This is a genomic window from Streptomyces sp. NPDC006552, assembly GCF_040611655.1.
Lineage (GTDB): Bacteria > Actinomycetota > Actinomycetes > Streptomycetales > Streptomycetaceae > Streptomyces.
This window is the reverse complement of sequence record NZ_JBEXOS010000006.1, coordinates 90,600-116,459: the sequence shown is the minus strand read 5'-3', so window position 1 is coordinate 116,459 and position 25,860 is coordinate 90,600. Positions and strand designations below refer to the sequence as shown.

At 70.7% G+C, this 25,860-nt stretch carries 31 protein-coding genes; 15 read left to right on the top strand and 16 right to left on the bottom strand.

All coding sequences use genetic code 11. The features are described 5' to 3' along the window. Nucleotides 1–9: 9 nt before the first annotated feature. The gene (locus tag ABZY33_RS05970) at nucleotides 10–1,227 is read right to left on the bottom strand and encodes a histidine kinase (RefSeq protein WP_356490247.1); all 1,218 of its coding nucleotides are present in this window, start codon (nucleotides 1,225–1,227) and stop codon (nucleotides 10–12) included. 108 nt (nucleotides 1,228–1,335) lie between these two features. Between ABZY33_RS05970 and ABZY33_RS05965 the strand changes: the two genes are divergently transcribed. From ABZY33_RS05965 to ABZY33_RS05950, 4 genes are all read left to right on the top strand, one after another. After that, the gene (locus ABZY33_RS05965) at nucleotides 1,336–2,256 is read left to right on the top strand and encodes an ATP-binding cassette domain-containing protein (protein WP_356490246.1); all 921 of its coding nucleotides are present in this window, start codon (nucleotides 1,336–1,338) and stop codon (nucleotides 2,254–2,256) included. Then, nucleotides 2,253–2,993, top strand: coding sequence for an ABC transporter permease (locus ABZY33_RS05960; protein WP_356490293.1), 741 nt, complete (start codon nucleotides 2,253–2,255; stop codon nucleotides 2,991–2,993). Before ABZY33_RS05965 ends, ABZY33_RS05960 begins: the two co-directional genes overlap by 4 nt. Nucleotides 2,994–3,037: 44 nt before the next feature. Continuing rightward, nucleotides 3,038–3,457, top strand: a complete 420-nt coding sequence (locus ABZY33_RS05955; protein WP_356490245.1) for a hypothetical protein — start codon at nucleotides 3,038–3,040, stop codon at nucleotides 3,455–3,457. Nucleotides 3,458–3,577: 120 nt separating this feature from the next. Continuing rightward, entirely contained in the window at nucleotides 3,578–4,384 is an 807-nt protein-coding gene (locus ABZY33_RS05950; protein ID WP_356490244.1) for an SAM-dependent methyltransferase, read from the top strand. Between the two features lie 60 nt (nucleotides 4,385–4,444). Here ABZY33_RS05950 and mug read toward each other — a convergent pair whose 3' ends face one another. Together mug and purB are read right to left on the bottom strand one after the other, a co-directional pair. Next, complete coding sequence (mug, locus tag ABZY33_RS05945; protein WP_356490292.1) at nucleotides 4,445–5,008, bottom strand: G/U mismatch-specific DNA glycosylase; 564 nt, start codon at nucleotides 5,006–5,008, stop codon at nucleotides 4,445–4,447. Further along, nucleotides 5,005–6,444, bottom strand: a complete 1,440-nt coding sequence (purB, locus tag ABZY33_RS05940; protein WP_356490243.1) for an adenylosuccinate lyase — start codon at nucleotides 6,442–6,444, stop codon at nucleotides 5,005–5,007. The genes mug and purB overlap by 4 nt, the downstream gene beginning before the upstream one ends. Nucleotides 6,445–6,735: 291 nt before the next feature. Between purB and ABZY33_RS05935 the strand changes: the two genes are divergently transcribed. Genes ABZY33_RS05935 through ABZY33_RS05905 form a run of 7 tightly spaced genes read left to right on the top strand, consistent with a single transcriptional unit; the run spans nucleotide 6,736 to nucleotide 9,990 of the window. After that, nucleotides 6,736–7,239: a hypothetical protein gene (locus ABZY33_RS05935; RefSeq protein WP_356490242.1), complete on the top strand. Its 504-nt coding sequence runs from the start codon at nucleotides 6,736–6,738 to the stop codon at nucleotides 7,237–7,239. Continuing rightward, on the top strand, nucleotides 7,236–7,925 hold the full coding sequence (locus ABZY33_RS05930) for a hypothetical protein (protein ID WP_356490241.1): 690 nt from the start codon (nucleotides 7,236–7,238) through the stop codon (nucleotides 7,923–7,925). The genes ABZY33_RS05935 and ABZY33_RS05930 overlap by 4 nt, the downstream gene beginning before the upstream one ends. Beyond that, entirely contained in the window at nucleotides 7,922–8,746 is an 825-nt protein-coding gene (locus ABZY33_RS05925) for a hypothetical protein (RefSeq protein ID WP_356490240.1), read from the top strand. Before ABZY33_RS05930 ends, ABZY33_RS05925 begins: the two co-directional genes overlap by 4 nt. After that, nucleotides 8,743–9,039, top strand: coding sequence for an HNH endonuclease signature motif containing protein (locus tag ABZY33_RS05920; RefSeq protein WP_356490239.1), 297 nt, complete (start codon nucleotides 8,743–8,745; stop codon nucleotides 9,037–9,039). Before ABZY33_RS05925 ends, ABZY33_RS05920 begins: the two co-directional genes overlap by 4 nt. Continuing rightward, nucleotides 9,036–9,230, top strand: coding sequence for a hypothetical protein (locus tag ABZY33_RS05915; RefSeq protein ID WP_356490238.1), 195 nt, complete (start codon nucleotides 9,036–9,038; stop codon nucleotides 9,228–9,230). The genes ABZY33_RS05920 and ABZY33_RS05915 overlap by 4 nt, the downstream gene beginning before the upstream one ends. Continuing rightward, nucleotides 9,227–9,622 (top strand): hypothetical protein, encoded by a 396-nt coding sequence (locus tag ABZY33_RS05910; protein ID WP_356490237.1) that lies wholly within the window; start codon nucleotides 9,227–9,229, stop codon nucleotides 9,620–9,622. Before ABZY33_RS05915 ends, ABZY33_RS05910 begins: the two co-directional genes overlap by 4 nt. Next, nucleotides 9,619–9,990 (top strand): hypothetical protein, encoded by a 372-nt coding sequence (locus ABZY33_RS05905; protein WP_356490236.1) that lies wholly within the window; start codon nucleotides 9,619–9,621, stop codon nucleotides 9,988–9,990. The genes ABZY33_RS05910 and ABZY33_RS05905 overlap by 4 nt, the downstream gene beginning before the upstream one ends. A 2,428-nt stretch (nucleotides 9,991–12,418) precedes the next feature. On the opposite strand, the gene ABZY33_RS05900 is transcribed toward ABZY33_RS05905, so the two are convergent. Together ABZY33_RS05900 and ABZY33_RS05895 are read right to left on the bottom strand one after the other, a co-directional pair. After that, nucleotides 12,419–12,724, bottom strand: coding sequence for a helix-turn-helix domain-containing protein (locus ABZY33_RS05900; protein ID WP_356490235.1), 306 nt, complete (start codon nucleotides 12,722–12,724; stop codon nucleotides 12,419–12,421). A gap of 70 nt (nucleotides 12,725–12,794) precedes the next feature. After that, nucleotides 12,795–14,039, bottom strand: a complete 1,245-nt coding sequence (locus ABZY33_RS05895) for a helix-turn-helix transcriptional regulator (RefSeq protein WP_356490234.1) — start codon at nucleotides 14,037–14,039, stop codon at nucleotides 12,795–12,797. Nucleotides 14,040–14,366: 327 nt separating this feature from the next. On the opposite strand from ABZY33_RS05895, the gene ABZY33_RS05890 reads away from it, so the two are divergent. Beyond that, on the top strand, nucleotides 14,367–14,540 hold the full coding sequence (locus ABZY33_RS05890; protein ID WP_356490233.1) for a hypothetical protein: 174 nt from the start codon (nucleotides 14,367–14,369) through the stop codon (nucleotides 14,538–14,540). Between the two features lie 4 nt (nucleotides 14,541–14,544). On the opposite strand, the gene ABZY33_RS05885 is transcribed toward ABZY33_RS05890, so the two are convergent. The 11 genes from ABZY33_RS05885 to ABZY33_RS05835 form a co-directional block, all read right to left on the bottom strand. Further along, nucleotides 14,545–15,117: a hypothetical protein gene (locus ABZY33_RS05885; RefSeq protein WP_356490232.1), complete on the bottom strand. Its 573-nt coding sequence runs from the start codon at nucleotides 15,115–15,117 to the stop codon at nucleotides 14,545–14,547. A gap of 31 nt (nucleotides 15,118–15,148) precedes the next feature. Beyond that, nucleotides 15,149–15,634 (bottom strand): P27 family phage terminase small subunit, encoded by a 486-nt coding sequence (locus ABZY33_RS05880; RefSeq protein ID WP_356490231.1) that lies wholly within the window; start codon nucleotides 15,632–15,634, stop codon nucleotides 15,149–15,151. A gap of 634 nt (nucleotides 15,635–16,268) precedes the next feature. Beyond that, on the bottom strand, nucleotides 16,269–16,952 hold the full coding sequence (locus ABZY33_RS05875; RefSeq protein ID WP_356490230.1) for a hypothetical protein: 684 nt from the start codon (nucleotides 16,950–16,952) through the stop codon (nucleotides 16,269–16,271). Nucleotides 16,953–17,121: 169 nt separating this feature from the next. Next, a complete protein-coding gene (locus ABZY33_RS05870) occupies nucleotides 17,122–17,715 on the bottom strand; it encodes a hypothetical protein (protein ID WP_356490229.1) in 594 nt (197 codons plus the stop codon). Further along, entirely contained in the window at nucleotides 17,712–18,173 is a 462-nt protein-coding gene (locus ABZY33_RS05865) for an NUDIX hydrolase (RefSeq protein WP_356490228.1), read from the bottom strand. The genes ABZY33_RS05870 and ABZY33_RS05865 overlap by 4 nt, the downstream gene beginning before the upstream one ends. Next, nucleotides 18,170–18,337 (bottom strand): hypothetical protein, encoded by a 168-nt coding sequence (locus tag ABZY33_RS05860; RefSeq protein ID WP_356490227.1) that lies wholly within the window; start codon nucleotides 18,335–18,337, stop codon nucleotides 18,170–18,172. Before ABZY33_RS05860 ends, ABZY33_RS05865 begins: the two co-directional genes overlap by 4 nt. Then, nucleotides 18,334–18,639, bottom strand: coding sequence for a hypothetical protein (locus ABZY33_RS05855; RefSeq protein ID WP_356490226.1), 306 nt, complete (start codon nucleotides 18,637–18,639; stop codon nucleotides 18,334–18,336). Before ABZY33_RS05855 ends, ABZY33_RS05860 begins: the two co-directional genes overlap by 4 nt. Before the next feature lie 181 nt (nucleotides 18,640–18,820). Next, nucleotides 18,821–20,224: a phage/plasmid primase, P4 family gene (locus ABZY33_RS05850; protein ID WP_356490225.1), complete on the bottom strand. Its 1,404-nt coding sequence runs from the start codon at nucleotides 20,222–20,224 to the stop codon at nucleotides 18,821–18,823. Then, on the bottom strand, nucleotides 20,221–20,544 hold the full coding sequence (locus ABZY33_RS05845; RefSeq protein ID WP_356490224.1) for a DUF2742 domain-containing protein: 324 nt from the start codon (nucleotides 20,542–20,544) through the stop codon (nucleotides 20,221–20,223). The genes ABZY33_RS05850 and ABZY33_RS05845 overlap by 4 nt, the downstream gene beginning before the upstream one ends. Before the next feature lie 276 nt (nucleotides 20,545–20,820). Further along, nucleotides 20,821–21,045 (bottom strand): DNA-binding protein, encoded by a 225-nt coding sequence (locus tag ABZY33_RS05840; RefSeq protein ID WP_356490223.1) that lies wholly within the window; start codon nucleotides 21,043–21,045, stop codon nucleotides 20,821–20,823. Beyond that, nucleotides 21,042–21,245, bottom strand: coding sequence for a helix-turn-helix domain-containing protein (locus ABZY33_RS05835; protein ID WP_356490222.1), 204 nt, complete (start codon nucleotides 21,243–21,245; stop codon nucleotides 21,042–21,044). Before ABZY33_RS05835 ends, ABZY33_RS05840 begins: the two co-directional genes overlap by 4 nt. Before the next feature lie 51 nt (nucleotides 21,246–21,296). Between ABZY33_RS05835 and ABZY33_RS05830 the strand changes: the two genes are divergently transcribed. From ABZY33_RS05830 to ABZY33_RS05820, 3 genes are all read left to right on the top strand, one after another. Further along, nucleotides 21,297–21,923 carry a helix-turn-helix transcriptional regulator gene (locus ABZY33_RS05830; protein ID WP_356490221.1) on the top strand — a complete coding sequence of 209 codons (627 nt, stop codon included), beginning with the start codon at nucleotides 21,297–21,299 and terminating at the stop codon, nucleotides 21,921–21,923. Beyond that, nucleotides 21,916–23,103 carry a tyrosine-type recombinase/integrase gene (locus ABZY33_RS05825; protein WP_356490220.1) on the top strand — a complete coding sequence of 396 codons (1,188 nt, stop codon included), beginning with the start codon at nucleotides 21,916–21,918 and terminating at the stop codon, nucleotides 23,101–23,103. Before ABZY33_RS05830 ends, ABZY33_RS05825 begins: the two co-directional genes overlap by 8 nt. A 311-nt stretch (nucleotides 23,104–23,414) precedes the next feature. Beyond that, entirely contained in the window at nucleotides 23,415–25,694 is a 2,280-nt protein-coding gene (locus ABZY33_RS05820) for a helix-turn-helix domain-containing protein (RefSeq protein ID WP_356490219.1), read from the top strand. The last annotated feature ends 166 nt before the right edge of the window (nucleotides 25,695–25,860 follow it).

The following is a 25,860-nucleotide window of genomic DNA, read 5'->3' as shown; positions in this document are numbered from 1 at the left end:
CAGCCTAGGTCAGGGCACCGGCAGTTCGACGTGCACCTGCCACTCGTCGCCGGTCCTGCCGGTGCGCGCCCGGCCGCCCAGCAACGCGGCCCGCTCCCGTACCCCGCGCAGCCCGCTCCCCGTCCCGGCGGCCCCGGGCGCCACTCCTGTAGGCAGGTCGTTGCGCACCTCCAGGCACAACGACCCCGCGCCGACCGAGAGGGTGACTTGGACCGGGACGGCGCCGCAGTGCCGCAGCACGTTCGTGAGCCCTTCCTGCAGAATGCGGTAGCCCTCCCGGGAGACGGGCCCCGGCAGCGTCTCCAGCGGCCCGTCCACCGTCACCTGAACCGTCGCCCCCGAGGCCCGCGCCGCGTCGAGCAGCCGCTCCGCGTCCCGCAGCGTGGGCCGGGCGCTCACCGGCCGCTCCGCCTCCCGCAGCACCGACAGGACCCGCTCCAGCTCCTCCAGCGCCGCCCTGCCGGTCTCCTCGATGGCACCGAGCGCCCGGTCCGTGAACACCGCGTCGCCCGCCGCCCGCGCCGCGCCCGCCTGCACCACCGCGACGGTCAGCGCGTGGCCGATGGAGTCGTGCAGCTCCCGCGCGATGCGCGTACGTTCCAACAGCCGCTCCGTACGCTCCTCCAAGGCGGCGACCCGCTCGGCCGCGGACGGACCCAGCAACCAGACAGCGGCCCGCGCCATCACCCGGCCCGCACCCTCGACCACGTACCCCAGGAAGAGCAGCACGACAGGGACGAGCGGCGCGCACCACCAGCCCGCCGTGGGCAGCGGCACCGCCGACACGGTGGCCGTCGGAAAGCCCGTCGCGCCGCCCGCCAACTCCAGCGCGACCGCCATCAGCTGGCCCGACACCAGTGCCACGGAGAGCCCCAGGAGCAGCCGCAGCACCAGCCACACCGCCGTCCGGCCCCGGTCCCGCCACGACGCCGACGGGGCCACCGAGACCCCGGCCTCGACACCGTCGCCCGCCACGCGCGCGTGCCCGCCGGGAAACAGCGTCAGCCGCGCCTGGAGGCCCTCCGCACGCCGCGTCCCCGGCACCATGGCCGCCAGGACGAGCAGCGGCAAGGGGACGAGATAGATGAGCGCCCAGTCCCGTACGGAGGGAGCCGACAGCCCCGGATAGACCGCGCCGCACACGAAGGCGAACACCGCGGCGGCCAGCAGGTGCAGCCAGCGGGTGTACATGACCGTACGTGTCAGCGGGCGCAGGAAGCGGGGCATGCGGTCATCGTGCCAGCCTCCTTCGCGGCGGCGGCTCCCCCGTGCGAGGGAGGTGCTCCCCACCGACGGGGGAGGCCCCGGCTCCCGGCGGCGGGCCACGCTGCTGTCATGACCAGCATCGACGTCCAGGACCTCACCAAGGAGTACGGCGGCAGGCGCGCCGTGGACCGGCTGACCTTCCGGGTGGAGCCCGGCCGCGTCACCGGGTTCCTCGGCCCGAACGGCGCGGGAAAGTCCACCACCATGCGGCTCGCCCTCGGCCTCGGCCGCCCCACCTCCGGACGTGTGCTCATCGGCGGCCGCCCGTACGCCGCCCACGACGAACCGCTGCGCCAGGTCGGCGCGTTGCTCGACCCCCAGGCCGCTCATGGCGCCCGCACCGCGCGCGACCACCTCCGGGTGCTCGCCGCCGCCCACCGCATCCCGGTACGCCGGGTCGACCACGTGCTCGCACAGGTCGGCCTCGCCCCGGTGGCGCGGCGCCGCGTGCGGACGTACTCGCTCGGCATGCGCCAGCGCCTCGGCGTCGCGGCCCTGCTCGGCGACCCCGCCATGATCCTGCTCGACGAACCCGCCAACGGACTCGACCCCGAAGGCATCGTCTGGATCCGCGAGTTGCTGCGCGGCCTCGCGCGCGCGGGACGCACGGTCCTGGTCGCCAGCCACCTCATGAACGAGACCGCGACCTTCGCCGACCACCTCGTCGTCCTCGGCCGCGGGCGGCTGCTCGCCGACGCCTCGATGCCCGACTTCCTCGCCGCGCACAGCACTCCCGGCGCCCGGGTGCGCACCAGCGAACCCGGCCGGCTGCACGCGGCCCTCCGGCGCGCGGGCCACGCGCTCACCGTCACCGGTGACGGCGACTGCACGGTCACGGGAGCGACCGCGGCCGACGTCGGCGCCCTCGCCGCGCGCGCCGGCGTCCCCGTCCTCGAACTCGGCGCCACACATGCCTCCTTGGAAGAGGCCTACCTCGCGCTGACGGCGGCCGACGCCGAATTCACCGCCACCCCTCTCCAGGAGGCCTGACCGTGTCCACCACCGCCGTCCTGCACTCCGAGTGGCTCAAGGTCAGGACGCTGCGCGGCAGTCTCGGCTCGCTGCTCGCCGTCTTCGTGGCCACCGTCGCCATCACCGTGCTCGTCTTCGCCACCGTCGGCCGCGCCGAGAGCGACGGCAGCGACGACCCGCTGTTCGGCGCCTTCTACGCGCTCGACTTCGGTCAGATCGCGGCCCTCGCCTTCGGCGCCACCACCGTCTCCGCCGAGTACCTCGACGGCGCGCTGCGGGTCTCGCTGGCCGCCGTGCCCGGCCGGACGCTCTTCTATGCGGCCAAGATGACGGTGATCGGCGGCTGCACCCTCGTGGTCGGGACCGCCACGACCTGTACGGCGTTCGTCGCGGGGCAGGCGTTCCTGGGGTCCGACGCGCTGGGCCTCGGCGACCCGGGCGCGCTGCGCGCCTGCCTCGGCGGTGGGGTGTACCTCACGCTGATGGCCCTGTTCGCGGCCGGGCTCACCGCCGTACTGCGCAGCGCCGTCGCCGTGTTGAGCATCCTCGTCCCGCTGCTGCTGATCGTGTCGTTCGTCGTCGGGGACCTCGCCGCGACGGCCGCCGACCTGCTGCCCGACCGGGCCGGCCAACAGGTGCTGCGCGAGCACCCCGTGGGCTCCCTGGGCCCCTGGACCGGGCTCGCCGTGACCGCGCTGTGGGCCGCGCTCGCGCTCCTCGCCGGCTGGTGGACGGTGCGCCGCAGGGACGCCTGACGGCCGGTCGGCCCGTTGTCAGTGGCGGCCGCTTTACTGGAGCCATGAACATCGCGGAGCAACTCGCGACGGTCGACCTGCTGTGGAGCGGGCCCTTCCCGCCCGCCCACGGCAGATCGCCCGCGGGCTGGGGCGGACCGGGGTTCACCACGGCCGAGTTGACCGAGCGCGAGGGCGTGCGCGAGCTGGCAGAGGCCCAGGCGGACGCCGACCGCGACGGCCTGTCCGGGCTGCTCGCCGCGCGCTGGGGAGAGCCGTACCGGCTGAGCCTGTGGAGCCTGCACACCCGCGCCCTGGAGCACGGCGAGTCCATACCCGAGCCCTGGGGATGGCTCAGCGCCTGCGCCCAGGACCTGCACCTGTGGAGCGTCGGCGAGCGCTGGGTGGCCCTCGCCGTCGCCCGGCAGGGCGACGAGCAGCCCTACCAACTCCTCGCCGTGGTCACGGATGTCGCCCCGCCGTAGCCCGCCCGCGGCGCGCGGCCGGGGAACTCCCGTGCCACCATGGGATCTTGAGCCCCGCCGGACCCCGCTCGGGCCACCTCCGGGCTCCACCACCGCCGCAGACCGCATGAAGGAGAGCACATGAGCGACGCCAGCGCGCAGCAGCCGGGGGAGCGGATCGCCAGCCACATCGCGCACAACGCCCGTGTGTGGAACTACTGGCTGGGCGGCAAGGACCACTACGAGGTGGACGAGCAGGTCGGCTCCATGGTCACGTCCATGTATCCGAGCATCGGCGAGGTCGCCCGCGCCGACCGCGCCTTCCTGGGCCGCGCCGTGGGCTTCCTCGCCGGGCAGGCGGGCATCCGGCAGTTCCTCGACATCGGCACCGGCCTGCCGACGGTGAACAACACGCACGAGGTCGCCCAGCGCATCGCGCCCGACGCCCGCATCGTCTACGTCGACAACGACCCGATCGTGCTCACGCACGCCCGCGCGCTGCTCACCAGCTCAGCCGAGGGCGCCACGCACTATGTGGACGCCGACGCGCACGACCCGGACGCGATCATCGCGGCCGCGTCCGACACCCTCGACTTCGAGCGGCCCGTCGCCGTCATGCTCCTCGGCATCCTGAACTTCGTCGTCGACACCGAGAAGGCCACGGCCATCGTGCGCCGCCTGACCGACGCGATCCCCTCCGGGAGCTACGTCGTCCTGACCCACCCCACCCTGGAGCTGGGCGGGGAGGGCAACGAGGCGGCGATGAAGTTCTGGAACGAGAACGCGACACCGCCGATCACCGCCCGCACGAGCGCCGAGGTCCTGGCGTTCCTCGACGGCCTGGAGCTCGTCGAGCCCGGCCTCGTCTCCTGCGCCCGCTGGCGCACCGAGGAGAGCGAGGAGGGCCCGCTGGTCGCCCAGTTCGGGGTCGTGGCCCGCAAGCCGTGACCGGCGGCCCGGCGCGTCAGCCAGTCACGGCCACCGGTCCGGCGCGTCCCTGAGCCACGGCTACCGGCCCGGCGCGCCGGGAGCGCGGGCGGCGGCACGCAGCCGGGCGAACTCCTCCGCCATCGTCTCCTTGGTCCAATGCGCGTTCAGCCCACTGGGGTTGGGCAGCACCCACACCCGCGCGCCGCCGATCCTGCGCTCCTGCGGGCCGATACGCGCCTTGGGCTCCTGGAAGGCCGCGCGGTACGCGGTGACGCCGACCACGGCCAGCCACCGGGGCCGCAGCCGCGCGACCTTCTCCGCCAGCAGCCGGCCCCCCTCCAGATACTCCTCGGCGCTCAGCTCGTCGGCCCGCGCGGAGGGCCGCGCCACGACGTTCGTGATGCCGAGCCCGTACGACAGCAGCTCCTCCTGCTCGGCCGGCAGGAGCCGGCGGGGCGTGAAGCCGGACAGATGCAGCACGGGCCAGAAGCGGTTGCCCGGCCGCGCGAAGTGGTGCCCGGTCACCGCCGTCATCAACCCCGGGTTGATCCCGCAGAAGAGCACGGAGAGGCCGCTCGCGACGAGGTCCGGCACCGGACGGTCACGAGCGGCCTCCAGCTCCGCGGGGGTCGGCCGGGTCAGAGGATCGCCCCGGGCGTGTAACCGGCGGCCTCGGGGTGCCGCTTCACGATCTCCTCGACGCGCGCGACGATCTGCGCCACCTGCCCGGCGGCCGCGCCGGTGAACGACAACTTGTCCGCCATCAGCGCGTCGAGCTGCGCCCGGTCCAGCGGGATGCGGGAGTCCGCGGCCAGCTTGTCGAGCAGCTCGTTGCGCTCGGCGCCCTGCTCGCGCATGGCCAGCGCGGAGGCCACCGCGTTCTCCTTGATCGCCTCGTGGGCCTCCTCACGGCCCACGCCCGCCCGCACCGACGCCATGAGCACCTTCGTGGTGGCGAGGAACGGCAGGTAGCGGTCGAGCTCACGGGCGACGACGGCGGGGAACGCGCCGAACTCGTCGAGCACCGTCAAGAACGTCTCCAGCAGACCGTCGAGCGCGAAGAACGCGTCCGGCAGCGCGACCCGGCGCACCACCGAGCAGGACACGTCGCCCTCGTTCCACTGGTCGCCGGCCAGCTCGCCGGTCATCGACGCGTAGCCGCGCAGGATCACCATCAGGCCGTTGACGCGCTCGCAGGAGCGGGTGTTCATCTTGTGCGGCATCGCCGACGAACCGACCTGGCCCGGCTTGAAGCCCTCGGTCACCAGCTCGTGCCCGGCCATCAGCCGGATCGTCTTGGCCGTCGACGAGGGCGCCCCGGCCAGCTGCACCAGCGCGGTGACGACCTCGTAGTCGAGCGAGCGCGGGTAGACCTGGCCGACCGACGTGAACGCCTGCGCGAAGCCGAGGTGTCCGGCGATCCGGCCCTCCAGCTCCGCGAGCTTCGTGTCGTCGCCGCCCAGCAGGTCGAGCATGTCCTGCGCGGTGCCGACCGGGCCCTTGATGCCGCGCAGCGGGTAGCGGGTCAGCAGCTCCTCGACGCGGCCGTAGGCGACGAGCAGTTCGTCGGTGGCGGTCGCGAAGCGCTTGCCGAGCGTGGTGGCCTGTGCGGCGACGTTGTGCGAGCGGCCCGCCATGACCAGCTCGCCGTACTCACCGGCCAGCTTGGCCAGCCGGGCGAGGACGGCGACGGTGCGGTCGCGCACCAGCTCCAGGGAGAGCCGGATCTGCAACTGCTCCACGTTCTCCGTCAGGTCACGGGAGGTCATGCCCTTGTGGACCTGCTCGTGCCCGGCGAGCGCGTTGAACTCCTCGATACGGGCCTTCACGTCGTGCCGCGTGACCTTCTCGCGCTCGGCGATCGAGGCGAGGTCGACCTGGTCGAGCACCCGCTCGTAGTCGGCGATCGCGGCGTCCGGCACCTCGATCCCGAGGTCCTTCTGTGCCTTCAGCACGGCGAGCCAGAGCCGGCGCTCCAGCTTCACCTTCTCCTCCGGCGACCAGAGGGTGGCGAGCTCGGCGGAGGCATAGCGTCCGGCGAGAACGTTCGGGATACGGGGCTTGGCAGGCGCAGTCACGTGGACGGAGCCTATCAGCAGTCCATACAGGCTCCGCTCATTCCATGTGATGTAGGAACGCACAGGTCAGAGGCCATCCGTTCCGCCGCCCGCGTGCGGGTGTGTGAGACGGATGTGAGACGCCCGAGCGCAGAACGCTGGATCCCAAGATCTTCCGTCATTGAGTTGAAGTTAGGTTCACTAGGATCTATAGTAGCTACATCGGTCCCCAGAAACGGGGGCGGCCCCAACCCGGTGCTCGAACACCGTGAAGGGGCCTGACGGATCACCTGAGCAACCAGGAGAACCGCTATGGCTCAGTCTGCCATCGCCACGTCCAACGTCCACCCCTTCCCTGCGGTGCGCCCCGGCTTCAAGCTGGCGCCGGCCGCGATCGGCTCGCCCGCCGACGGCCTGCAGATCGTGTACATCGAGTGCCCGAACTGGTGCACCGAGGATCACGTCAACGAGTGGCAGCACTCCGTCGACGACGTCTCCCACTGGGGGGACTCCTTCGGGGCGGGCATCCCGTCGTTCGTCAACGGCGACGACGTGTACGAGCTCGCCGCCCGGGTGTACTCCGACCCCTCCTCGCAGGACCCGCAGATGCGCCTCGCGCACGTCATGGTCGAGAACCCCGCGGGCATGGACGGGCACCTCACCCCGGACATGGCCGACGAGACGGCCGACGACCTGATCAAGCTGGCGGCGAAGCTGCGCACCGCGGCTCGCACCGCCCGCCTGGCCAACGGCGGCGACTCCGACCCGGACATGGACGAGGCTCTGCGCCGTGTCCGTGAGGGGCAGTCGGCATGACCGAGCGCCTTCCGGTCTTCGGGCCGTCGCAGGTGTTCGAGGTGGAGGGGGTCGCCGCCGATCTGGTCATCCGGGTCGCGGCGGCTGTCTCCCGCGAGCAGTTGCTTGCCGCGGTCGCCCTGGCGTTCACGAACATGCCGGAGGCCGACCCGTCCACGCTGACCCCTGAGCAGGTCCGCGCCGAGGTCGAGGCGGAGCTGGCGGTGCAGATGCTCGCCGACGTCGACCGCACCCTCGCGGGCGGCTGGCCTGTGCGGTTCGAGCAGGAGCACCTGGCCCGGTACCGGCAGTTCACGGCGGCGCTCGAGAACGCCTACCCGCCGCCGCCGATCCTGCCGCCTCTGCCCGCCCCCCAGTACATCGAGGGTCAGGTCCGGCTCGTCACGCACGACGCCGGCGCGCTGCTCGTCGACGAGCCGGCCTGGTGCATCGGGCATGCCTGGCAGCCGAACCCGCACCGGGTCGACATCACGCACAACGCGACCCGCATCAAGTCGGGTCCGCTGGCTGCCCGGATCAGCTGGGCGCCGTTCATCGAGGCGGCGCCCCGGGTGGCCGTCGAGCTGGAGTTGGCCGCCGACTACGAGGCCGAGGAGATCGGCCCGGTCGCCGAGTCCCTGCGCACGGCCGCGGACCGTCTTGAGCGCCTGGCCGTCGAAGCGATCCGCCTGCGGGGGGCGTCATGAGCATCGAGGCCACCTTCAACGCCATCTACGCCGAGCAGCATCCGCGCCTCGTGAAGTGGCTGTACTGGAAGCTTCCCAGCTACCTGCCGCACGTCGCCGAGGACTACGCGCAGGAGGCGTTCGCCGACCTGTGGGAGATCTTCCAGAAGGAGCGCACCGTCGACTACCCGTGGGCACTCCTGAAGAAGATCGCTCAGCGGAAGATGGCCAACTACTACAGCCGGTGGGACAGCGCCAGCGGTGACTCCGTCGACTTCGACGAGCCGTCAACGGCTCTCGTCGAGGCGGTGCAGGGCCACCGGTACGCGGAGGGTGACCCGGAGATGTCCCTCCTCGCCGGCGCACTGTGGGAAGCCACGGAGGCGATGCAGGCCGCTTCGAAGAAGTGGCGAGCCCTGCATGCACTGACCGCCAAGATGCGGCCGTTGGGCGAGCCCTACCCGACAAGCGGCCGAAGCCTGGCCCGCAAGCTGCGCGAAGAGGCGGCACGCGACAAGGCGTACAGCGACCGGGACCAGGCCCTACGCGAGTTGCAGGCGGCCTGTGCCGAGGTCGGCCAGCTCCGCAGCGAGCTGGAGCGGCTCGGCGGCCGGGGCTGGAAGTCGTGCACGGGCTGGCCCCCTCCGCGGCAGGGGGGCGGCGGATCCCGCGTCCGCACGACCTCCATCTGCGACCCCACCGTGACGGAGTGCCCGAAGGGGCATTCGCTCAGCCTCGAGACGTGCGGCTTCTTGGAGGACGGCACGCGCACCTGCCGCGCCTGCGGCACTGAAGCAGGTCGTCGCTGGGCGACGAAGAGGAAGGCGGGGGCGGCCTCGTGAGCGCCTCCCGTGCGCCGCTGACGGTCCAGGAGCGGACGGCCCTGCACTGCGCCATCAAGGCCCGGCATGGGGCCCGCTGCTTCTACTGCACCCGCAACTTCCGGTCCCGGCCGATGCGCCGCAAGACCCTCGACCACTACGTCCCGCATCGGATCTGGCCCGGCTGGCACGTCGACAACCTCGTCCTCGCCTGCGAGCGCTGCAACCTCGCCAAGGCGGACACCCTGCCCCGGCCCCTCGTCTGGCTGCTGCTGGCCGTCTACCGGCCTGAAAACTGGGAGCTGACCGCATGAACACCACCGCCGCACGCCCCACCGAACGCTCGGCGTCGGGCGGCATCAACAAGTACCGGCAGCAGATGCCCGCAACCGAGGTGCTGCTCACCGGAAAGCTGATCGCCGCCCTGGTCGGCGACCGGCACGGACTCCAACTGTTCACCTGCGCCCTGGACAGGGCCACCGGACTCGCGAGGTGGAACCGATGACCGCCATCACCGCAGGTCGATCAACAAATGCCCCCTGGGTGGGGACGTGCCCGGACGGGTGCGACGGGCAGCACCTCCGCGATGTCGAGGGGAACTTCTTCCACCGCACGCCTGTCGTCACTGCCGCCCCTCCCCAGGCCGCCGTCGGGCGTACCTACAAGAGCGGGGAGCCGGAGGCGCCTTGCCTGACCGCCCACCTCGTGGTTCCGGACGGGCCGGAGCTGGCTGAGGAGGCGCCGCACATCGCCATCGACGGCGGCGATCTGTTCGGCCCCTACGCCGAGCTCGACGCCGACGAGGCCGGCGAGTTCATCACCAGCCTGAAGACGCTGACCGCCGCGGTCGAGCAGATGCGCGACCAACTGACGAAGATCAAGGAGCAGCAGTCATGACCATTTCCCTGGAACGTCCGGTGCGGGCGCAGATGCCGCCGGCCGTGCCGTCCACGCTCGTCTTCGGCCTGGAGGACCCGCCCGATGAGGTGCAGGCAGTGGTGACGCTGCGGGTCGCGATGACACGGGACATGCTCGGCGCCGCCCTGAACCTGCCGAGCCACACCGCCTACGACGAGGACCCGGACACGTGGTCCGTCGAGCGGATCCGCGAGTACGTCGAGCTGTCGGTAGCCCTGGAGGGGCCGTGGCGTCTCCTGCAGGACGCTCGCGGCTTCGATGACCTGCTGGACGAGCCGTCCGTGTGCGACCGCATCCGCGCCGAGCTGAGGGCCATCGACAGGGCGTACCCGGGCGCCCCGAAGTAGCACGTCAAATCCCAAAAGGGGGCGCTCTCGTGGCGCCCCCTTTTGGCGCCCGCGGGGGCGTCGGAAACCGCAGGTCGTTTCCCTAATCCCCCCTCGTTCTGACGGGGGTTAACTTGGATCGCACGCTGCAGTGTTTCCGCACTTCGTTCCACAAGTCCCCCCGCCCCTGCGGCGCCCGATCTGAGCGCCCTGTGGCGCCCGCCGTGAGCGCGCTCATGGCGCTCGTTCTGTCGCCAACTTGGGCGCCACGAGAGCGCCGTCTTGGCGACAACTCCGGGCGCCTTCTGTCGACAGAAACGGGCGCCACGTGAGCGCCAACTCTGAGCGCGTCCTGTCGACAGAACGAGCGCCAACTTGGGCGCCACGTGGCGCTTCCCGCGGGCGCCGGCTCCGCGTCCGGTACCGGTACTGGTTCCGGTTGCAGTACCGGTACCAGTACCGCTCTCAGTACCGCCCCGCAGTACCGGAACTGGTTCCGCCCGGAACCGCATCCGAGGGTGCCCGCGGCGACGGACACCCCGCTCCCCGTAAGGCCGGGACGCGCCTCCCGTAGTTCCCGTCGACCCGTTGGATCCGTGCCTGTCTCTCATCAGACGCGGCGCCGGCGGACGCACCCCGATCCGCGCCCGCACTCCACCGGGCACGGCGCGGGGTGCGTCCCATTTTCGTTTCCCATTTCGTTTCGCGGGCCGGGGAGTCGCCGCGCCGGATGGTCACGGGCGCGACCATCGGAGTCACGCAGGTCTGCGGCCCGTGCAAGATCATGGTCACGGGTTCTGTCACGGGTGTCACGGCGGCCGTGACGGATGGCTCAAGCAATGGCTCAACGGCTCGGCTCAAGCCGTTTGGGGCTGAGCCCTTGACTTCTACGCGCCCGCTCGCGCACGCGCGCGGGAGGCCGACGTTCACTCGTTCACCCGGTCGTACACCCGGCCTTGACGGGTGAACTCTGCTTCCCCTACGCGCGCACGTGCGCGCACGACGCCCCGGGGCGGCCGGCGTTCACCCGGTGGGGCTCCGGTGGGGCGGTGACTTTCCACCGTGCGGGTCACCGGGCAGGGTCACCGGTCCCGACGTGCAGCAGTGGCCATCCGGTGACCTGGTGGCCCCGTCCAACCCCCGTCCCAAGGGCGTCCAGGGGGCGTCCGGTACCCGTCCACTGGACAGCTGCTGGACGGGGTCGGGACGGGGGTTGGACGGCCTCTGGACGGGGTGGTGGACACCCGTCTATGACCCGTCTTGACCCCGTCTACAGGCCGTCTTGGACCCGTCTACGGATCGGCGCCGCCCAAGATCTAGACGGGCAATAGACGGGCTGAAGACGGGTCATAGACGGGTGACAAGACGGGGCAAGTCGGGGGGCATAGACCCGGCGCGCACCCGGCAGCCCTCCGGCGTAGACCCGGCGGGACCCCGGCGGGACCCCGGCGGCGTGCCGGGTGTCTGCCGGGTCTGCGCCGGGTCCGTGCCGGGCGACACGATGGGGCATTTTGGGTGCTACACGGCTGCTACCGAGGTGCTAGACCGCAGGTCACAGCTGCTACATCTGCTGCTATACGGACTGCTATACAAGATCAGCTAGCACCCGAGTAGCAGGCGCGTAGCAGTTGCCGACCTGCGGCGTAGCAGCCCGATAGCAGCAGATGTAGCACCCGACTTGCCCCGGTATCGCCCCCTGCTCAATGCCTGCTCAAGGGTGCTCAGCCCCAGGTCGCAGCCGCTCAAGCAGGTGCTCAAGGGGGTGCTCAAGATCGCTTTGAGCAGGGGCTGAGCAGGTAGTTGAGCAGCCGTGACCTGCGACGGAGCAGGCTTGAGCAGGCGATTGAGCACCCGGATTGCCCCGGTCTGTCGCCCGGCCAGACCCCGGCCAGACCCCGGTCCGGACCCGGCCAGGCGCTGGTCTCTGGCCGGCTACTGGCCGGGGTCAGACCGCCCTCAGGCCGGGGTCTGGCCGGGGGTCTGGCCACCCGATGTGTCCCGGTATCGGCAACCCCTCGCCGGGTCCTCGCTACTCCTCGATCGCAGGTCGGAAGTCCTCGCGGAACTCCTCGGCGTACCCCTCGCCTTGATCGTCGAGGGCCACGCGAGGGGTAGGCCGAGGGGCTGCGACCTGCAGCCGAGGACTAGGCGAGGGCCATGGGAGGGGCCCGGCTTGCCCCGGTATCGGTTACTGCTCGGCAGGTGCTCGCAGCTGCTCGACCGCAGGTCACAGCCGCTCGGGTTACTGCTCGGCGGGTGCTCGACGATCAAGGCGAGCAGTAGCGCGAGCACCCGGCGAGCACTTCGTGACCTGCGGTCGAGCAGTAGCCGAGCACCTGCCGAGCAGCACTGACACCCGTCTGACCTGCACTGACACCCGCTGACACCCCGCTGACACCTGATCAAGGTGTCAGCGGGGGTGTCAGAACCGCTGACACCCCGCCCCGCCTTAGGTAACGCGTGCGCGCGGGCAAGGCTGACACCCGCTGACACCCCGGACAGTGTCAGTCGGCGCTGACGCCTTGAAGGGCTTGACGACGTAGCGGTCGGCGATCTCGACAATCTGCTCGCCCCTGAACCACGTCTTACGACCATTGGCGACGAACGGGATCTCGCGGCGCCGGACCATCTCGCGGAGAGTGCTGTGCGTGAACGGGGTCCACTGCGCGGCCTCGTCGGGGGTGTAGTGGAACAGCGCCCCCTCGGGCGTGTTCGGCAGCGGGATTTCCTCGCGGATCTTCGGCAGATGTGTCACGCATGGAGGATCTCCATCAGCGGTAGGTTCAAGATCCTCCGATCGTGGGGTTAGGGGCGGGGCCCTTTTCTCATGTGCGGAACAGGCGCCCGTGTTCGGTCAGCACGCTGTGCACCTCGGGGACGGAGGCGAACGGCCGCAGCCGCTCAAGGACGATGCGCGTTCGCGTCGCCGTGCGATCCGACGACAGGTCGCCCGACAAGCCGATGATGCGTTGCGCCTCCGCGGCTGCCCGCTCCGGCTCGTTCGCGTCGGCCAGAGCGACCGCCAGCCACGACCGGTACAGCGCCAACTCGCGGGCGTGCGTGGCGTCGTAACGCCCCAAGACATCCGTCAGCACCGGTACGGCGCGCAGCGGTCGGCGTAACTCCGTGAACACCCGTGCGTCCATGATTTCCAGCTCCTCGCGCGACACCCAGTACGCCCACGGCGGCGCCTGGTCGTCCGCCTCGGCGTCGAGCGCGGCATGCGCCTCGCCCAGCGCCCGCATCGCCGCCTGAACGTTGTCCGCGCCGCCCAGACGGGTGTGTGCCCATGCCACCCGGTCGGCGAACAGGGCGCGCGCCGCCGCGGGCGCATCCGGCCCCGACTCGCGCAGCGCAGCCTCCGCCAGGTCGACGCCCTCAGCCTCACGCCCGTTGTTCGCCCACTGGTAGGCCAGCGAGCCCGCCAGATTCCCGGCAAGCGGCTTGTCCCCGGCCTGCCGTGCCGCGTCCAGACCGATCCGGTACGCGCGCTCCGCGTCATCGAGACGGCCGGCGTCCGACGCCACCCAACCGGCGATCTGCCCCAACTCGCCGATCTGCACCAGCAGAGCCCGCCCGGTGTCCTCGGTGAACGTCGACTCCCGGTACAGGGCCAGCGACTTGCCCAGCTCCCGGAACGCGGGCCCGATCAGGTCGCCACCCGCCAGCACGTCATCTGCCAGACGCAGCGCATGCACGCGGGCGGCCAGGCCCTCCACCTGCTCGACGCCGATACGCCGACCGGAAGAACCCGCCGCGAGAACGTCACCCGTGGGCAGCAGCGCCGACAGGGAAGCCGTGGCCCCGGGCAGCCGCGCCCGTTCATCGCCGCGGGCATACGCGGCTGCCTGCTCCATCTCCCGCAACGGCACAGCGAGCACCTGCGCCAGCCATGGCAGCCACACCTCCGGCACCCGGCTGCCACGCTCCCACCGCGACACCTCGTTGCGGGTCACCGACTGCGTGCCCGACACGGCGCACAGCAGCCCGGCCAGCTGTCGCTGTGACTTGCCGGCCGCCCGGCGCAGCCCGGCCAGGTACACACCGAAATGCTGCCTGCGCTCGCTCACAACCACCCTGGCCCCCTCACGCGGACAGTCTGGCCCCCTCCTGGCCCCCCGTGTGGCTCCTTCCCGCCTCCATCACCCCCGATTGCATGGAAGGACACAAAAAGCCCCGGCGACCGCGCGAACGGCCCCGGGGCATGGCCGACTGGATGGAGTCGACGTGATTGAGCGTAGCGAGCCGGGCGGGTCTGCGGCACTGGCGGAGACCCCGGCGAACGTGGCGTACAGGAAGCTTTTGGAGCACTCCGTGAACTGCAGGCGGTGCGTGGCCAACTGGCAGGAGTGCCCCACGCGGCGCGCGCTCGCCGAAACGCTGCGGCAGGTACGCGGATGAACGAGGGGGCCCGGTACTGCGGGTACTGCGACAAGCCGCTGCTGCCCGGCCAGCAGACCACGAAGTTCGTGACCGTTGCCATTTCGGCCGGAGGCTGGTCCATGGAGCTGCACGACGAATGCGTCGTAGAGGCCGACGAGGAGCGGGCGAGGAGGCTGGAGGAGGCCTGAACGCCTACCGAGCTGATCGTCGCAGGCCGGACCGCCGACGCCTCGGCACCAACGCGATGGCCTGCCCTGCGTAAATCTCGCGAACCCGGTCACCGAGAGGGATGTACACCTCATCGGTTCTGTGGGCGAGGGCGATCACGTCAAGGCTTTCTCCGACGTCTACCAATGCACTCTGCTGCACCATGTAGCCCACCATCCCTGCGGCGGCGAACCGTATCGGGTCCGACAGGACGAAGCCGAGCTGTGCGGTCACGTTTGAGAGCGCAGCCTCGAACGCCGAGCCGGCGTCGGCCCGTCCCTGAGCCGCCTGCGCGTCATTCGGGGAAACCCCGAGCAGCCGGTTGTGGCGCACGACGCCGTGGTACTCGATCAGCTTGTCCGAGGCCACGCGCACCAGACCGTTGAACTCGACGAGGTGCTGCAGCTCGAACTCCTCGCGCCGCTGCCTCAGAGCATCCGCAGCGTCATCGAGCTTGTCCTTACGCTGCCGGCGGTACGTCAGCCAGCCGTTGAACTGCGTCGCCACGCCGCCAAGGGCGAACGCGACGACACCCCACCAGAACTTCCACCCCTCCATGCGCGGGAGTGTACGGGCACCCCTGAGGACGTCAGTCCCAGATGTCATCGTCCTCGTCGCCCGGATCCGGGGCCGTGATCCGCTGAGCCGACGCCGGCGTCAGACCCAACTCGCCGATCAGCGACCGGAAATGCTGACGATGCTGGTTCACGATCGTCACCCACGGATTCCGGGCCTTGCCGTGAGCGCCCTGCACCACATGACCATCAAGAGCCAGCGCCCGCAGACCCATCTTCAACGTCGCCCACGTGATGCACAGATCCGTCACCGTCTCCCGCTGCGCATCCACCAGGCCCGCCGAGTAGGTGAGCGCCGGAACGATCCGCGCCCACAACTCCGCGGCCGTCTCCCGCGCCCGCACCACCTCCGCATCCGAACCCGGCAGCAGGTCCGACCAGTCCGGCTCCTGCGGATCCCGCGGCGGAAACCGCACCCCCTGCTTGTTGCGGTCCGCACGGAACGTGCCCTCCCGCACCGCCTGCATGTACGGCTTCGGCTTACGGCCAGCGACAGCCATTCGAACCACCTTCCAAGATCGAAGAACGGGTTTTGTCAGATCAGCCATCAGCTCGAAAGACCTCCCCCGCGGTCCGGGTGCGCGCGCCCAGGGGGGCACCCGCCACCCCAGGGGGTCACTGTTCGGTGTTCCATCCGCCGCGCTGGGTCGGGTTGGTGGCGGTTTCGGTGCCGTGGCAGCTGGCGCAGAGGCCGCGGCCGTGTTGTGGGTCGTTGGGGTCGAGCCCTTGGGTGACCAGCTGGCGGCGGCTTGTCGGCCAGTGGTCGGCGACGGTCGCAGTCTTGGTCTTGCATATGACGCAGATCGGATCTCGGTCGAGGACACGACGACGGAACCTCTGCTCGTGCTGCTGCCCGTAGCCACGCTGGGTGGCTGTGCCTCGCTGCCTGTCTGCCTGCTTGGCGTGGACGGGGCAGGGCTTGCTGTGCTCACAGCCTGGCCGGCTGCATGGTGGCTTGGGTCTGCTGGGCATGTGCTGCTCCTGTCTGTGTTCTCCGGGCGGGCCAGACCGTGTTGGCCTGGCCCGCCCCGGTCGGCGCTGGACGGATCGGGGCGAGGAAAGAGGACTCGCTACCGCCCATCGCTCCCTGGCACGGCTGGCCTTCACCGTGGTCGGGTGACGTTGACGCCGGATCTATGCGGCCGTGGGCCCGGTGTCGCCGGGGTCGGCCATGGCCTCGATGTCCTTGCTGCTCACGCCTCGCAGTTCGTCGGGGGCGGGGAGGGCGCCGAGGAAGCCGTGGGTGAGTGCGCCGGCTGTGGTGTGCTGTCGTGCGTAGATGTCGCCTGCCTGCTGGTAGCGCTCGGCTTCGGTGGGCCTGGTGTCGAGGTAGCCCTGCAGGACGTGGTCCCAGTTCATGTCGTGGGCGCGCTTGGCGATGGCGCGGGCGAGTACTTTGTCGCCGCCTTGCTCGGCGCTGGTGAGGGCGCGTGCGGCTTCGTCGGGCTTCTTCAGCTTGGCGGCCCGGTCCTGCGCGTCTCGGACGGTGCTGTCGACTGCGGCCTTCTCGGCGCTGGTGTACGCGTTGGCGCGCACGTCGTCGTAGCCCCACAGCTGGCGTTCCAGCTGGGCGAACGTCTCCTGGTCGGCCTTGATCTGCTCCTGCTGCACCTTCTTGAGTGCGGCCTGGGTGGTGGCGTAGAGGCGGGCGATTTCGATGCGTCGGGCGTCGGGGTGCATGTTGCGGGTGCCGCGGATCTGCTGGAGTCCCTGCTTGTAGTAGCCGCGGATCTCGTCGGTCTTGTCCTGTGCGGGGCTGGTGGTGCGCTGGTGCTGGCTTCGGATGAGGGTGGTCATCTGCTTGCCGTTGTCGGTCATGGCTGTTCCTCGTCGGGGAGTTGGAGGTGGGCGCATTGCCCGCCGTGGACGTCGTTGCATGGGGGGATGTGGGGGGTTCGGCAGTGGTGGGCGCCGCAGCCGCGCACGCACGCGCGTCCGCGCTTGCCGGGAAGGGGCCGGCCGCAGGAGACGCAGCGCCGGCGGGCAGTCATGCCGGGGTCTCTTCGGTGATGTGGAGGTGGCGCGGATCGAGGACCCATTCCACTTCGATGGGGTTGGCGAGGTTGCGGTCATTGATGGCGAGCACGTGGTGGGGCTCGGCGAGCGTGGTGTAGATGCGGCCTGCTCCGGGGGCATGCCCGTCTCCGGCCGCGTAACCGTGCGCGGTGTCGAGTGAGGGTGTCCAGGACATGCGACGGGCGTGCTGGGGGTGGGCTGCCCGCCACAGACGGGCCGGGGTGGCGGGTGGCTTGGCGACCTGGCCGTCTTGGGTGAAGCCGGCGCGCTTGAACAGGGTCAGCCAGTGCTGTTGCGGCAGGAGTTCGGCGGGGCGCGCGCAGTGGGCGAACGCCATGCCGAGGTGCTGAGCGAGTGTCTGCCCGGTGATGCAGTGCCGTTTGGATGCGTGCCACAGGACGGCCGGCAGGCGGCTGGGGTGGGTGCGGTCGAGGATGCTGGCGAACACGTCGGGGCTGAGAGCTCCGGCCTGCCGGGTGATGTAGCGGCTGATGTCCGTCTGCAGTTGCTTGTCGCTCCACAGGGTCGGGCTGCGGGGTGTGGCGAGGGCCTGCGGGAGGATCATGCGTGAACCTCCTTAAGCAGCGCAGCGACCGCCTGCCAGCTCTCTCGGAATCCGGGATGCAGCTCTGCGGCGCCGACTTCCTGCGGGGTGAGCCAGCTGTAGCGGGTGCCTTCTCCGTCGCCATGGCCGGGGGTGAACGGCTCGGCGATGGAGGCGATCACGGTGTGGTAGCTCCAGCCGCCGTGATCGTTGCGGTGGCTGGTGATGAGCTGAGCCGGAGGTAGAGGGCCGAGTTCTTCACGTGCTTCCCGCCGGGCTGCCGTGTAGGCGGTCTCGTGGCGCTGCATGGCGCCCCCGGGAACGCTCCACGTGCCGCCGTGGTGGACCCATGGGGCGCGCTGCTGCAGGAGTAGCCGTCCGTTGTGGTTGAGCAGGAGACCGGCCGCGCCGTGCGGTCCCCAGTGCGCGCACCCGCGGCGGCAGGTCACGTACCCGCGGCTGCTGTCGAGGGAGATCACGCGTCCTCCTCGTCGGCCCAGCGGCGCATCTTGGCCGTGTGCCGGGCCTGGAGGCCGCGGGCGCGGTTGTCAGCGAACTCCTCACGCTGCTGGCGGCGCTGCTGCCGCTTGGCCTTGGCCTGCGCGACCCGGGCGGCTATTTGCTGCTCGACGTGGGAGGTCACGGCGCCACCCCCACGGTGGCGAGGAACTCGGCGTGCTTGACTGGGTCCTGCTTCTGTCGGGCGTCGGCGACCCATGCGTCGCGCATGCGCGCAGCACCGTCCTGGTGCTCGGCGCAGACGGTGACGCGCATGGTGCTGGATTCAGCGGGCCGCTGCTGGTCGATCGTGTTGCGGACGGCGAGCACGCCGGGCTGGCCGCAGCTGTCGTGTCCGTGGCTGCAGGCGCCGGTATCGACGGGAATGATCTGCACCGTGAACGTCGTCTCACGGTCGTCGTGCAGAATGATCGTCGTCCTGGTCATGTCCGTGACTCCTTGATCGTGGTGGCTGTCGAAAGCGGCAGCAACAGGGGTGAGTTGGGGGCTGGTCTCGGGTGGTGGGTGGTGGGTTGTGGTGGGTTCTCCGAAACTCTCCACGCACGTACACATGGGCAGTTATCGGGAGACCCGCCACAACCCACCACCCTCTAGGCGTTTTTGCAGGTCACGCGGCTTCCTTCTCTTCGTCGCCGAGGAGCATGAGGCCGAGCCAGACGGCGCCGATCTTGCGCGCCTTCTTCTCGAATCCGCGGGTCTTCATGGAGGTGGCGAACGCGACTTCAGAGCCGACCTCGTCGGCCTTGATCCCGGCGTCGTGGCACCACTTGGACCACGCCTGGAACAGCTCGCGCGAGCGGACGACGGCGTGCGGGTTCGTCATGGTCCGTTCGGTGAGGAATCGGCCGAGGGTGTCGCTCTCGGCCTGGTACTGCTCGGTTCGGACCCGGACGGCGTCGGGCGGGTTAAGGCCTTGCCGTTGGTAGTCGAGCCAGCCGGCGTAGCACCAGGCGAGCACCGCGGGCGCCGCCTGCTTGAGCCGTCCGGGCAGTTCGCCGTCCCGCTCCTCCTCGGGGATCACGACGTCGAACGGGACGACGAGGATGCGGCGCCACACGGCAGGGTCGTCGCCGCTGACCGCGGGCAGGTGGTTGGTCAGCATGACGAGGGTGTGCGAGGGGTCGAAGGTGATCGGGTTCTTGTGCATGTAGTTGGCTTCGATGGGGTCGCCGCCGACGAGGCGCTTCATGGTGGCCTCGGCGAACTTGCGGCCCTTCTCCGTCTCGGAACAGAACGCCAGGCGGGCACCGCGGAGCCGCATCTTGAACGCGCCGTGGCGTTCGTGCTTGGACTCCATGAGCAGGGCGGGGTCGACCTCGATCGCGTAGTCGCCCATGGCGTGCATGACCGAGTCCCGGATAGTGCCCTTACCGTTCGCGCCGGTCCCGGTGAAGATGGGCATCACGTGCTCGGTCTGCTTGCCGAGCATGGCGTAGCCGAACAGGCGTTGTACGAATGCCCGCACGTCCTCGTCGGGCAGGATGCGCTTGAGGAAGGCTTCCCACTCGTCGTCGGTGGCGTCGCCGACGGGGGCGCCTGCGACTTTGGTGATCAGGTCGGCGCGGCTGTTCTCCCTGATGGTGCCCTCGTTCAGGTCGACGGTCCCGGCCGGGGTGTTGAACAGGTAGGCGTCGGCGTCGAGCGCGCGGGCGGGCGCCGAGATCGGCTTGAGCGCTCCGGCCAGTTTGAGGATGCCTTCGATCGCGCCTGCGCTCTCCGCCTTTTTGACCTCGGCGTACAGGGCGTCCCGCCTCTCGCCCTTGTCCATGCGGAAGACCTCTTGCAGGGTCTTCTTGGTGGTGGCGATTGCTGCTTCGACGTCGACGCGTTCCTCGTCGAGTTTCCAGCGGGCGCCGTCCCAGTGGTGCCATCCGATGCCGTGAACGTGCCGTAGGTGATCGGCGTGCTGCTCGATGAACCGTTCGGCCATGCCGAGGTGTCCGCCGTGGATGTTGCGGGGGAGCTTGACGACGCGAAGCTTGGGCGCCGGCTCCGGAATGGGCTCGCTCACGCTGCCTCCTTTCCGGTGCTGCGGCGGGCGCGCGCGAGCATGTCGTGGTGGGCCTGGTCCCGTTCGGCGAGCGTCGGGTAGTTCCACGCGGGTTCGTGGTAGGCGAGCTGCCGGTTGAGGTCGGCTGCGATTTCGTCGCCGTACTTCAGCCACATCTGGGCGAAGGCGACGAGGCCGGCCATCTTGCGGGGGTCTTCGAGGTCGAGGGCGCACCAGTCGGGGCTGCCGTAGTCAGGGAAGTCGCCCCGCTTGTACAGGGCACGGGCGGCGGTCCAGTAGTCACGGATCACCGCGGTCTCGTCGGTCTCAGGCCTGCTCACGACGCCTCCTCGCCCTGCGCGGCTGCAGCTCGTACTCGGTGCCGCAGGGTCCCTGTACGTCGCCAAGGTGCCGGTGGCGGTGCCAGTTGTCGCAGCCGGGGCATTTGGCCGTGTACTCGACCTGGCCGCGGGTGATGAGCACCAGCGGGCGGGCCGACAGAGGCTCCCGGCTGACGGAGGTCTGGGTTACGGTGGTGGCGGACCTGCTGCCAGCCGCCGCTTGGTCTTCACGAACCCCGGGAGCTAGGGACTCTCGGGGTTCGTTGTTATTCAGGCTCATGCCGCGATGTCCTCCCCGGAGAGCAGACGCACCAGGTCGGCGGTGACGACTACGCACCGGTTGCCGACGGGGATCGTCTTGACGGGGCTCTCGCCGCGCTTGATGGCCTCGTACAGCCAGGACCGGCCGCAGCCGATGGCCGTGGCTGCTTCGCTGACGGGCACGGTGGGAGGCCATGTGCTGCGGATCGCCGCAAGCGTGGGCCGCTTCGGCTCCTTCATGCGGCGCTCCCGTGGTCCACGGTGCGCTCACTGAGCCAGCGCTCAATCGCGCTGCGCCTGTACTTGATGCGTCCGCCTCGCCCCGGCGACTGTTTGATGTAGGCCGGGCCCAGCCCCATCCATCGCCACTGGGCAAGCGTCTGGACGTGAAAGCCGTACTCGGCTTCTACCTGCCTGGGAGTCATGAACTCCTCGGCCATTATCGCTCCGATCGGGTTGAATCTAGGTTCGTTCAGACCTAGAGTGGGTCCATGGAGTCGAAGGTAGCAGACAACTCGAAGCTGAGAAAGATTCAATTGACGCCTACTCTGTTCTTCGTGACTGAGCAGCAGAAGAGGCGTCGCGGCGCCGTGGAGATGGGTCCGACCGCCGCCGTGGTGGCCGTCAACGTTCGCCGCATCCGGGATGAGGTGCGTGGCTGGTCTACGTATGAGCTGGCAGGGAAGCTGAGCAAGCTTGGTAGGCCGATCGCCCCTTCCGCCGTTTCGAAGATCGAGCGCGGAGAGCGGCAGGTGACCGTCGACGACCTGTTTGCGCTGGCTTACGCGCTGCAGGTGAACCCGAACGCCCTGCTCCTCCCGCCGACCGCCGAGGGGCAAGTCGACGTCACCGCCGCGGGCGCGCTCGACGCGTCGGTCGCATGGGACTGGGCCGAGGGTGAACGTCCGCTCAATTTGCCTGAAGGGGACGACGGCACGGCGCATAACCAGTTCCAGGCAGATGTGCGCCCCGCTGGACGGCGTCGGTTCGTCTCAGGTCCCGCCAAGGTGACGGCCAAGTTCGCTGGCCGTCACGGGTCAAGCGAGCTGCGCGGCGTCGTGGCGGACGACCTTCGCCGGCAGGAGGGCATCGGTAGCGACGGACGTGACGATGGCTGAGCCGAAGCGCATCGTCCTGTCGGGCGGGAAGGTGCGCTATCGGCTGATGGTCGACGCCGGCCGCGACGACACCGGCAAGCGGGTACAGCTCACGGTCACGCGGGATACAGCGACGGCGTGCCGTCAGGAACGCGACCGGATCATGCACCAGCGGTCCGCGGGTACCTTCATCGCCCCCAGCAAGATCACGCTTGCCGAGTGGCTTGATCAGTGGCTGGAGTACAAGCGGCGGGACGTCGAGGAGACGACGATCCGCAACTACCGGATGAGCCTGGTGCAGGTGTACGAGAAGCTCGGTCACGTCCGCCTGCAGGAACTCACCGAGGACATGGTGCAGGACTTCGTCGACGCGCTGATCGTCGAGGGCCGCCGCAAGGGTGGGCCGCAGGGGAAGCGCCTCGCGATCTCGACCGTCGAGGGCATCCTGATCCGCCTGCGCGGCGCGCTCGGACGTGCTGTTCTGCGCCGGCTGATCCCGGTGAACGTGGCCGCCGAGGTGCGGCCGTCGCTCGCCGACAAGAAGACCGACAAGCGGGAGCGGGAGCGGGCAAAGCCGTGGACCGTCGCGGAGGTGCAGGCGTTCATCAAGGGCATCTCCGGAGACCGTCTGTTCGCTCCGCTGCTGCTGTCCTTGATGGGGCTACGGCCCGCGGAGGTCTGCGGCCAGAGGTGGACGGACATCGATCTCGACGAGGGCCTGCTGTCGATCGCCATGACGCGGACCATGGTCGGCAACAAGACCGTGCTGGAAAAGGACACGAAGACGGCGGCGGGCGAGCGGGCCTTGCCGTTGCCCCGGGGGCCGTGGGAGGCGCTGCGGCAGCTGCGGGTGCGCCAGGCCGCGGAGAAGCTGGCCGCGGGGGAGGCGTACACCGATTCGGGGTTCGTCGTCGTCGACGAGATCGGCCGGCCTCTGAACACGCGGCATCTGCGGGAGCACGCCTACCGGCTGATGCGGGATCTTGGCCTGCGGCGGGTGCGCCTGTACGACGCGCGTCACTCTGTGCTGACCGTGCTGGCTACGTCGGGTGTCCCTGACGTGATCCTGGCGGCGTGGGCGGGGCACACCAACGCGGCCTTCACGAAGAAGAAGTACGTGCACATCGCGGCCGAGGACATGAGGGGCGCCGCGGCGGCTCTCGACGTCTTCCACGCGGGAGATCCAAAAGCCCTGATGTGAGAAATTGTGAGAGATGATCTCTCACATCGCTCTCCATATTGCCTCTGACCTGCTGTGATCTTTACGCCGGTAGAACAGTGGACGGAGTTTACCGGGCGTCCCTACAGGCTCCGAACCACGCACGGAATGGAGGAACGTACAGGTCAGCGCGGTGCGGGAGGTGACCTGGGCCACACCGCCCGAGCCCCTGGGGCCGCCCGCCCTCGATTCTCCACCGTCCCGGCCCGCCGTCGGCCGCGACCCCGGGCCCGCATAAAATGCGAGGGCGAACGCCGGGGGGCGGCACAGGGCGTCGTGGGAAGGACAAGCAGGTGAGCGGGGGACGCGGTGCCTTCGGGACCGCGCTGCGGGAACTGCGGCTGGCGGCCTCACTGACCCTGGAAGGGCTGGCGGAGGCGTCGGGCGTGAGCGTCCGCGGCATCGGGGACCTTGAGCGGGGGCGGCGGGCCGCTCCGCAGCGGCGCACGGTGGCCGCCCTCGCGGACGGACTGGGACTGAACGAGGCGGAGCGGGAGCGGCTGCTCGCCGTCGCCCGCGGCGGCCGCGGCGGGGCGTACCGCCCGGCGGGGGTGGGGACTTTCCCCCGCGGCATCGACGACTTCGTCGGCCGGGAGCACGAGCTCGCGCGGCTCCTGGCCCTCGCCGCGAGCTCCGTCCCGGACGAGGGCGGCGCCCCGCCGGGCCACCCGGTGACGGTCGCGGTCTCCGGGCCGCCGGGCACCGGCAAGACGACGCTGGCGCTGCACGCCGCCCGGACGCTCGCGGATTGCTTCCCGGACGGCCAGCTCGTCCTCGACCTGCGCGGCCTGGACGACGAACCGCCCGACCCCGCCGAACTCATGCACACCGTGCTCAGAGCCCTCCAGGTGCCCGACCGCGACCTCGCGCAGGCCGGACCGCAGGGCCACCCCGCCCTGTACCGGCAGCTCCTTGCCGACCACCGCGTCCTGCTGGTCCTCGACAACGCCCGGGACGAGGCGCAGGTGCGCCCGCTGCTGCCGGGCGCCGGCGCGGCCATGGTCGTCGTGACCAGCCGGCGCATGCTCACCGGCCTGGAGAGCGTGCACCGCCTCCCGCTCGGCGCGCTGGGCCCGGAGGAGTCCGCCGCGTTCCTGACCGCCCTGGTCGGGGCCGAGCGCGCCGCGGCCGATCCGGCCGCCCTCGCCGAGGTCGCGGACCACTGCGACCACCTCCCGCTGGCCCTGCGGGTGGCGGGCAACTGGCTGGCCACCCGCACCGGTTGGTCGCTGCGCCGCCTCGCCGACCGCCTGGCGCTCGACGAGCGGCGGCTGGACGCGCTGGCCGCGGGCGACCTGCGGGTCTCCGCCGCCTTCGACCTCTCCTACCGGCAGCTCACACCGGCCGCCGCCCGGCTGTTCCGCCGCCTCTCGCTCGTCCCCGGCGCGGACACCGGCGCGCCCGCCGCCGCCCGGCTGACCGGGCAGCGGCTGTGCGACGCCGAGGACACCCTGGAGGAGCTGGTCGAGGCCGGACTGCTCGGCGGGGACCAGGACCGCTACCGTCTGCACGACCTGCTCTGCCTCTTCGCCCGCACCCGGCTGACGGCCGAGGAGGACCCCGAGGCCGTCGACCGGGCCCGCGCGGAGCTGTACTGCTGGCTGCTGGAGACGACCGTGGTGGCGGGCCGCTGGTTCGAACCCGGCCACGGCGCGCCCCCGGCCGACTGGCAGGGAACGGTCGACCTGTCGTCCGCCGACCACGCGCAGCGGTGGCTCAGGGCCGAGGGCGCCAACTGGCTCGCGGCCCTGCGCGCCGCCGCCGCGGCCGGCGAGCACGCCACGGTGGTGGAGGTGGCCGAGGCGCTGCACTGGTTCTCCGACCAGTGGATCTTCTGGGGGCACTGGCCCGAGGTCTTCGCCACCGCCGCGCGCTCCGCGCGCGCCCTGGACGACCCCTCCCTCGAAGCGACGCAGATCAACTACCACGCCTGGGCCCTCCTGCTGTGCGAGGGCCGCTTCCGCGACAGCCTGGACCGGTCCGCCGAGGCCCGCGCCGCCGCCGTCCGCGCGGCCGACGTCACCCAGGAGGCCTGGGCCCACTTCTACAGCGCGTGGGCGCTGCGCAAACTCCAGGAGTACGCGGCGGCCGGCGCGCACATGGAGCGTGCCGGCCGGCTCTTCGCGACCGCCGACGACCTGTACGGCAGCCTGAACGCCCAGCACGGACACGCCCTCATCCTCGCGGACGAGCACCGGGCCGAGGCGTCCCTGCGGGCCTTCGAGTCCACGCTCGCCTTCCTGGACAGCGCCGGGGACGGCATCGCCCCCCACATCGCCGTCAACGTGCGGTCCGGACTCCACTCCGGCATGGCCTACGGCCTGGCCGACCTGGAGAAGTGGGAGGACGCCGTCGGGCACCGCCGGCTCGCCGTGGACCTCTGGCACGGCTCCGGCAACACCACCCAGGAGAGCAGCGAACTCGTCCGTCTCGGGGTCCTCCTGCTGCGCGCAGGAGAGCCGACGGCCGCGCGTGAGGCCTTCACCCGCTGCCTTGCCCTCGGCCCGGACGCCGCTCCGCAGGCCCGCACCGACGCCCGGCGCCACCTCGCCGAGCTGGACCGGACACCGTAGCCGCGGCCACCGGCACTGTTTTCTGCCTGCTTTCTGCCTGGAGAAGGGGACAGGGCGCTGATTGTCTGGACATGGCGGAGAAACCGGGCGCCGACGTCGACGCCCGGCATCCGCGCAGGACCAGAGCGCCGGTCGCCGGCCCCGGATCCGTGTGCGCCGTGGATCC

Coding starts and splice junctions, on each gene's coding strand:
- ABZY33_RS05905 (WP_356490236.1), top strand. CDS start 9,619: ATGACCATTTCCCTGGAACGTCCGGTGCGGGCGCAGATGCCGCCGGCC.
- ABZY33_RS05935 (WP_356490242.1), top strand. CDS start 6,736: ATGGCTCAGTCTGCCATCGCCACGTCCAACGTCCACCCCTTCCCTGCG.
- ABZY33_RS05885 (WP_356490232.1), bottom strand. CDS start 15,117: ATGGAGGGGTGGAAGTTCTGGTGGGGTGTCGTCGCGTTCGCCCTTGGC.
- ABZY33_RS05855 (WP_356490226.1), bottom strand. CDS start 18,639: ATGACCAGGACGACGATCATTCTGCACGACGACCGTGAGACGACGTTC.
- ABZY33_RS05870 (WP_356490229.1), bottom strand. CDS start 17,715: ATGATCCTCCCGCAGGCCCTCGCCACACCCCGCAGCCCGACCCTGTGG.
- ABZY33_RS05930 (WP_356490241.1), top strand. CDS start 7,236: ATGACCGAGCGCCTTCCGGTCTTCGGGCCGTCGCAGGTGTTCGAGGTG.
- ABZY33_RS05950 (WP_356490244.1), top strand. CDS start 3,578: ATGAGCGACGCCAGCGCGCAGCAGCCGGGGGAGCGGATCGCCAGCCAC.
- ABZY33_RS05890 (WP_356490233.1), top strand. CDS start 14,367: ATGAACGAGGGGGCCCGGTACTGCGGGTACTGCGACAAGCCGCTGCTG.
- ABZY33_RS05875 (WP_356490230.1), bottom strand. CDS start 16,952: ATGACCGACAACGGCAAGCAGATGACCACCCTCATCCGAAGCCAGCAC.
- ABZY33_RS05965 (WP_356490246.1), top strand. CDS start 1,336: ATGACCAGCATCGACGTCCAGGACCTCACCAAGGAGTACGGCGGCAGG.
- ABZY33_RS05825 (WP_356490220.1), top strand. CDS start 21,916: ATGGCTGAGCCGAAGCGCATCGTCCTGTCGGGCGGGAAGGTGCGCTAT.
- ABZY33_RS05955 (WP_356490245.1), top strand. CDS start 3,038: ATGAACATCGCGGAGCAACTCGCGACGGTCGACCTGCTGTGGAGCGGG.
- ABZY33_RS05830 (WP_356490221.1), top strand. CDS start 21,297: ATGGAGTCGAAGGTAGCAGACAACTCGAAGCTGAGAAAGATTCAATTG.
- ABZY33_RS05840 (WP_356490223.1), bottom strand. CDS start 21,045: ATGAAGGAGCCGAAGCGGCCCACGCTTGCGGCGATCCGCAGCACATGG.
- ABZY33_RS05910 (WP_356490237.1), top strand. CDS start 9,227: ATGACCGCCATCACCGCAGGTCGATCAACAAATGCCCCCTGGGTGGGG.
- ABZY33_RS05880 (WP_356490231.1), bottom strand. CDS start 15,634: ATGGCTGTCGCTGGCCGTAAGCCGAAGCCGTACATGCAGGCGGTGCGG.
- ABZY33_RS05925 (WP_356490240.1), top strand. CDS start 7,922: ATGAGCATCGAGGCCACCTTCAACGCCATCTACGCCGAGCAGCATCCG.
- ABZY33_RS05970 (WP_356490247.1), bottom strand. CDS start 1,227: ATGCCCCGCTTCCTGCGCCCGCTGACACGTACGGTCATGTACACCCGC.
- ABZY33_RS05835 (WP_356490222.1), bottom strand. CDS start 21,245: ATGGCCGAGGAGTTCATGACTCCCAGGCAGGTAGAAGCCGAGTACGGC.
- ABZY33_RS05915 (WP_356490238.1), top strand. CDS start 9,036: ATGAACACCACCGCCGCACGCCCCACCGAACGCTCGGCGTCGGGCGGC.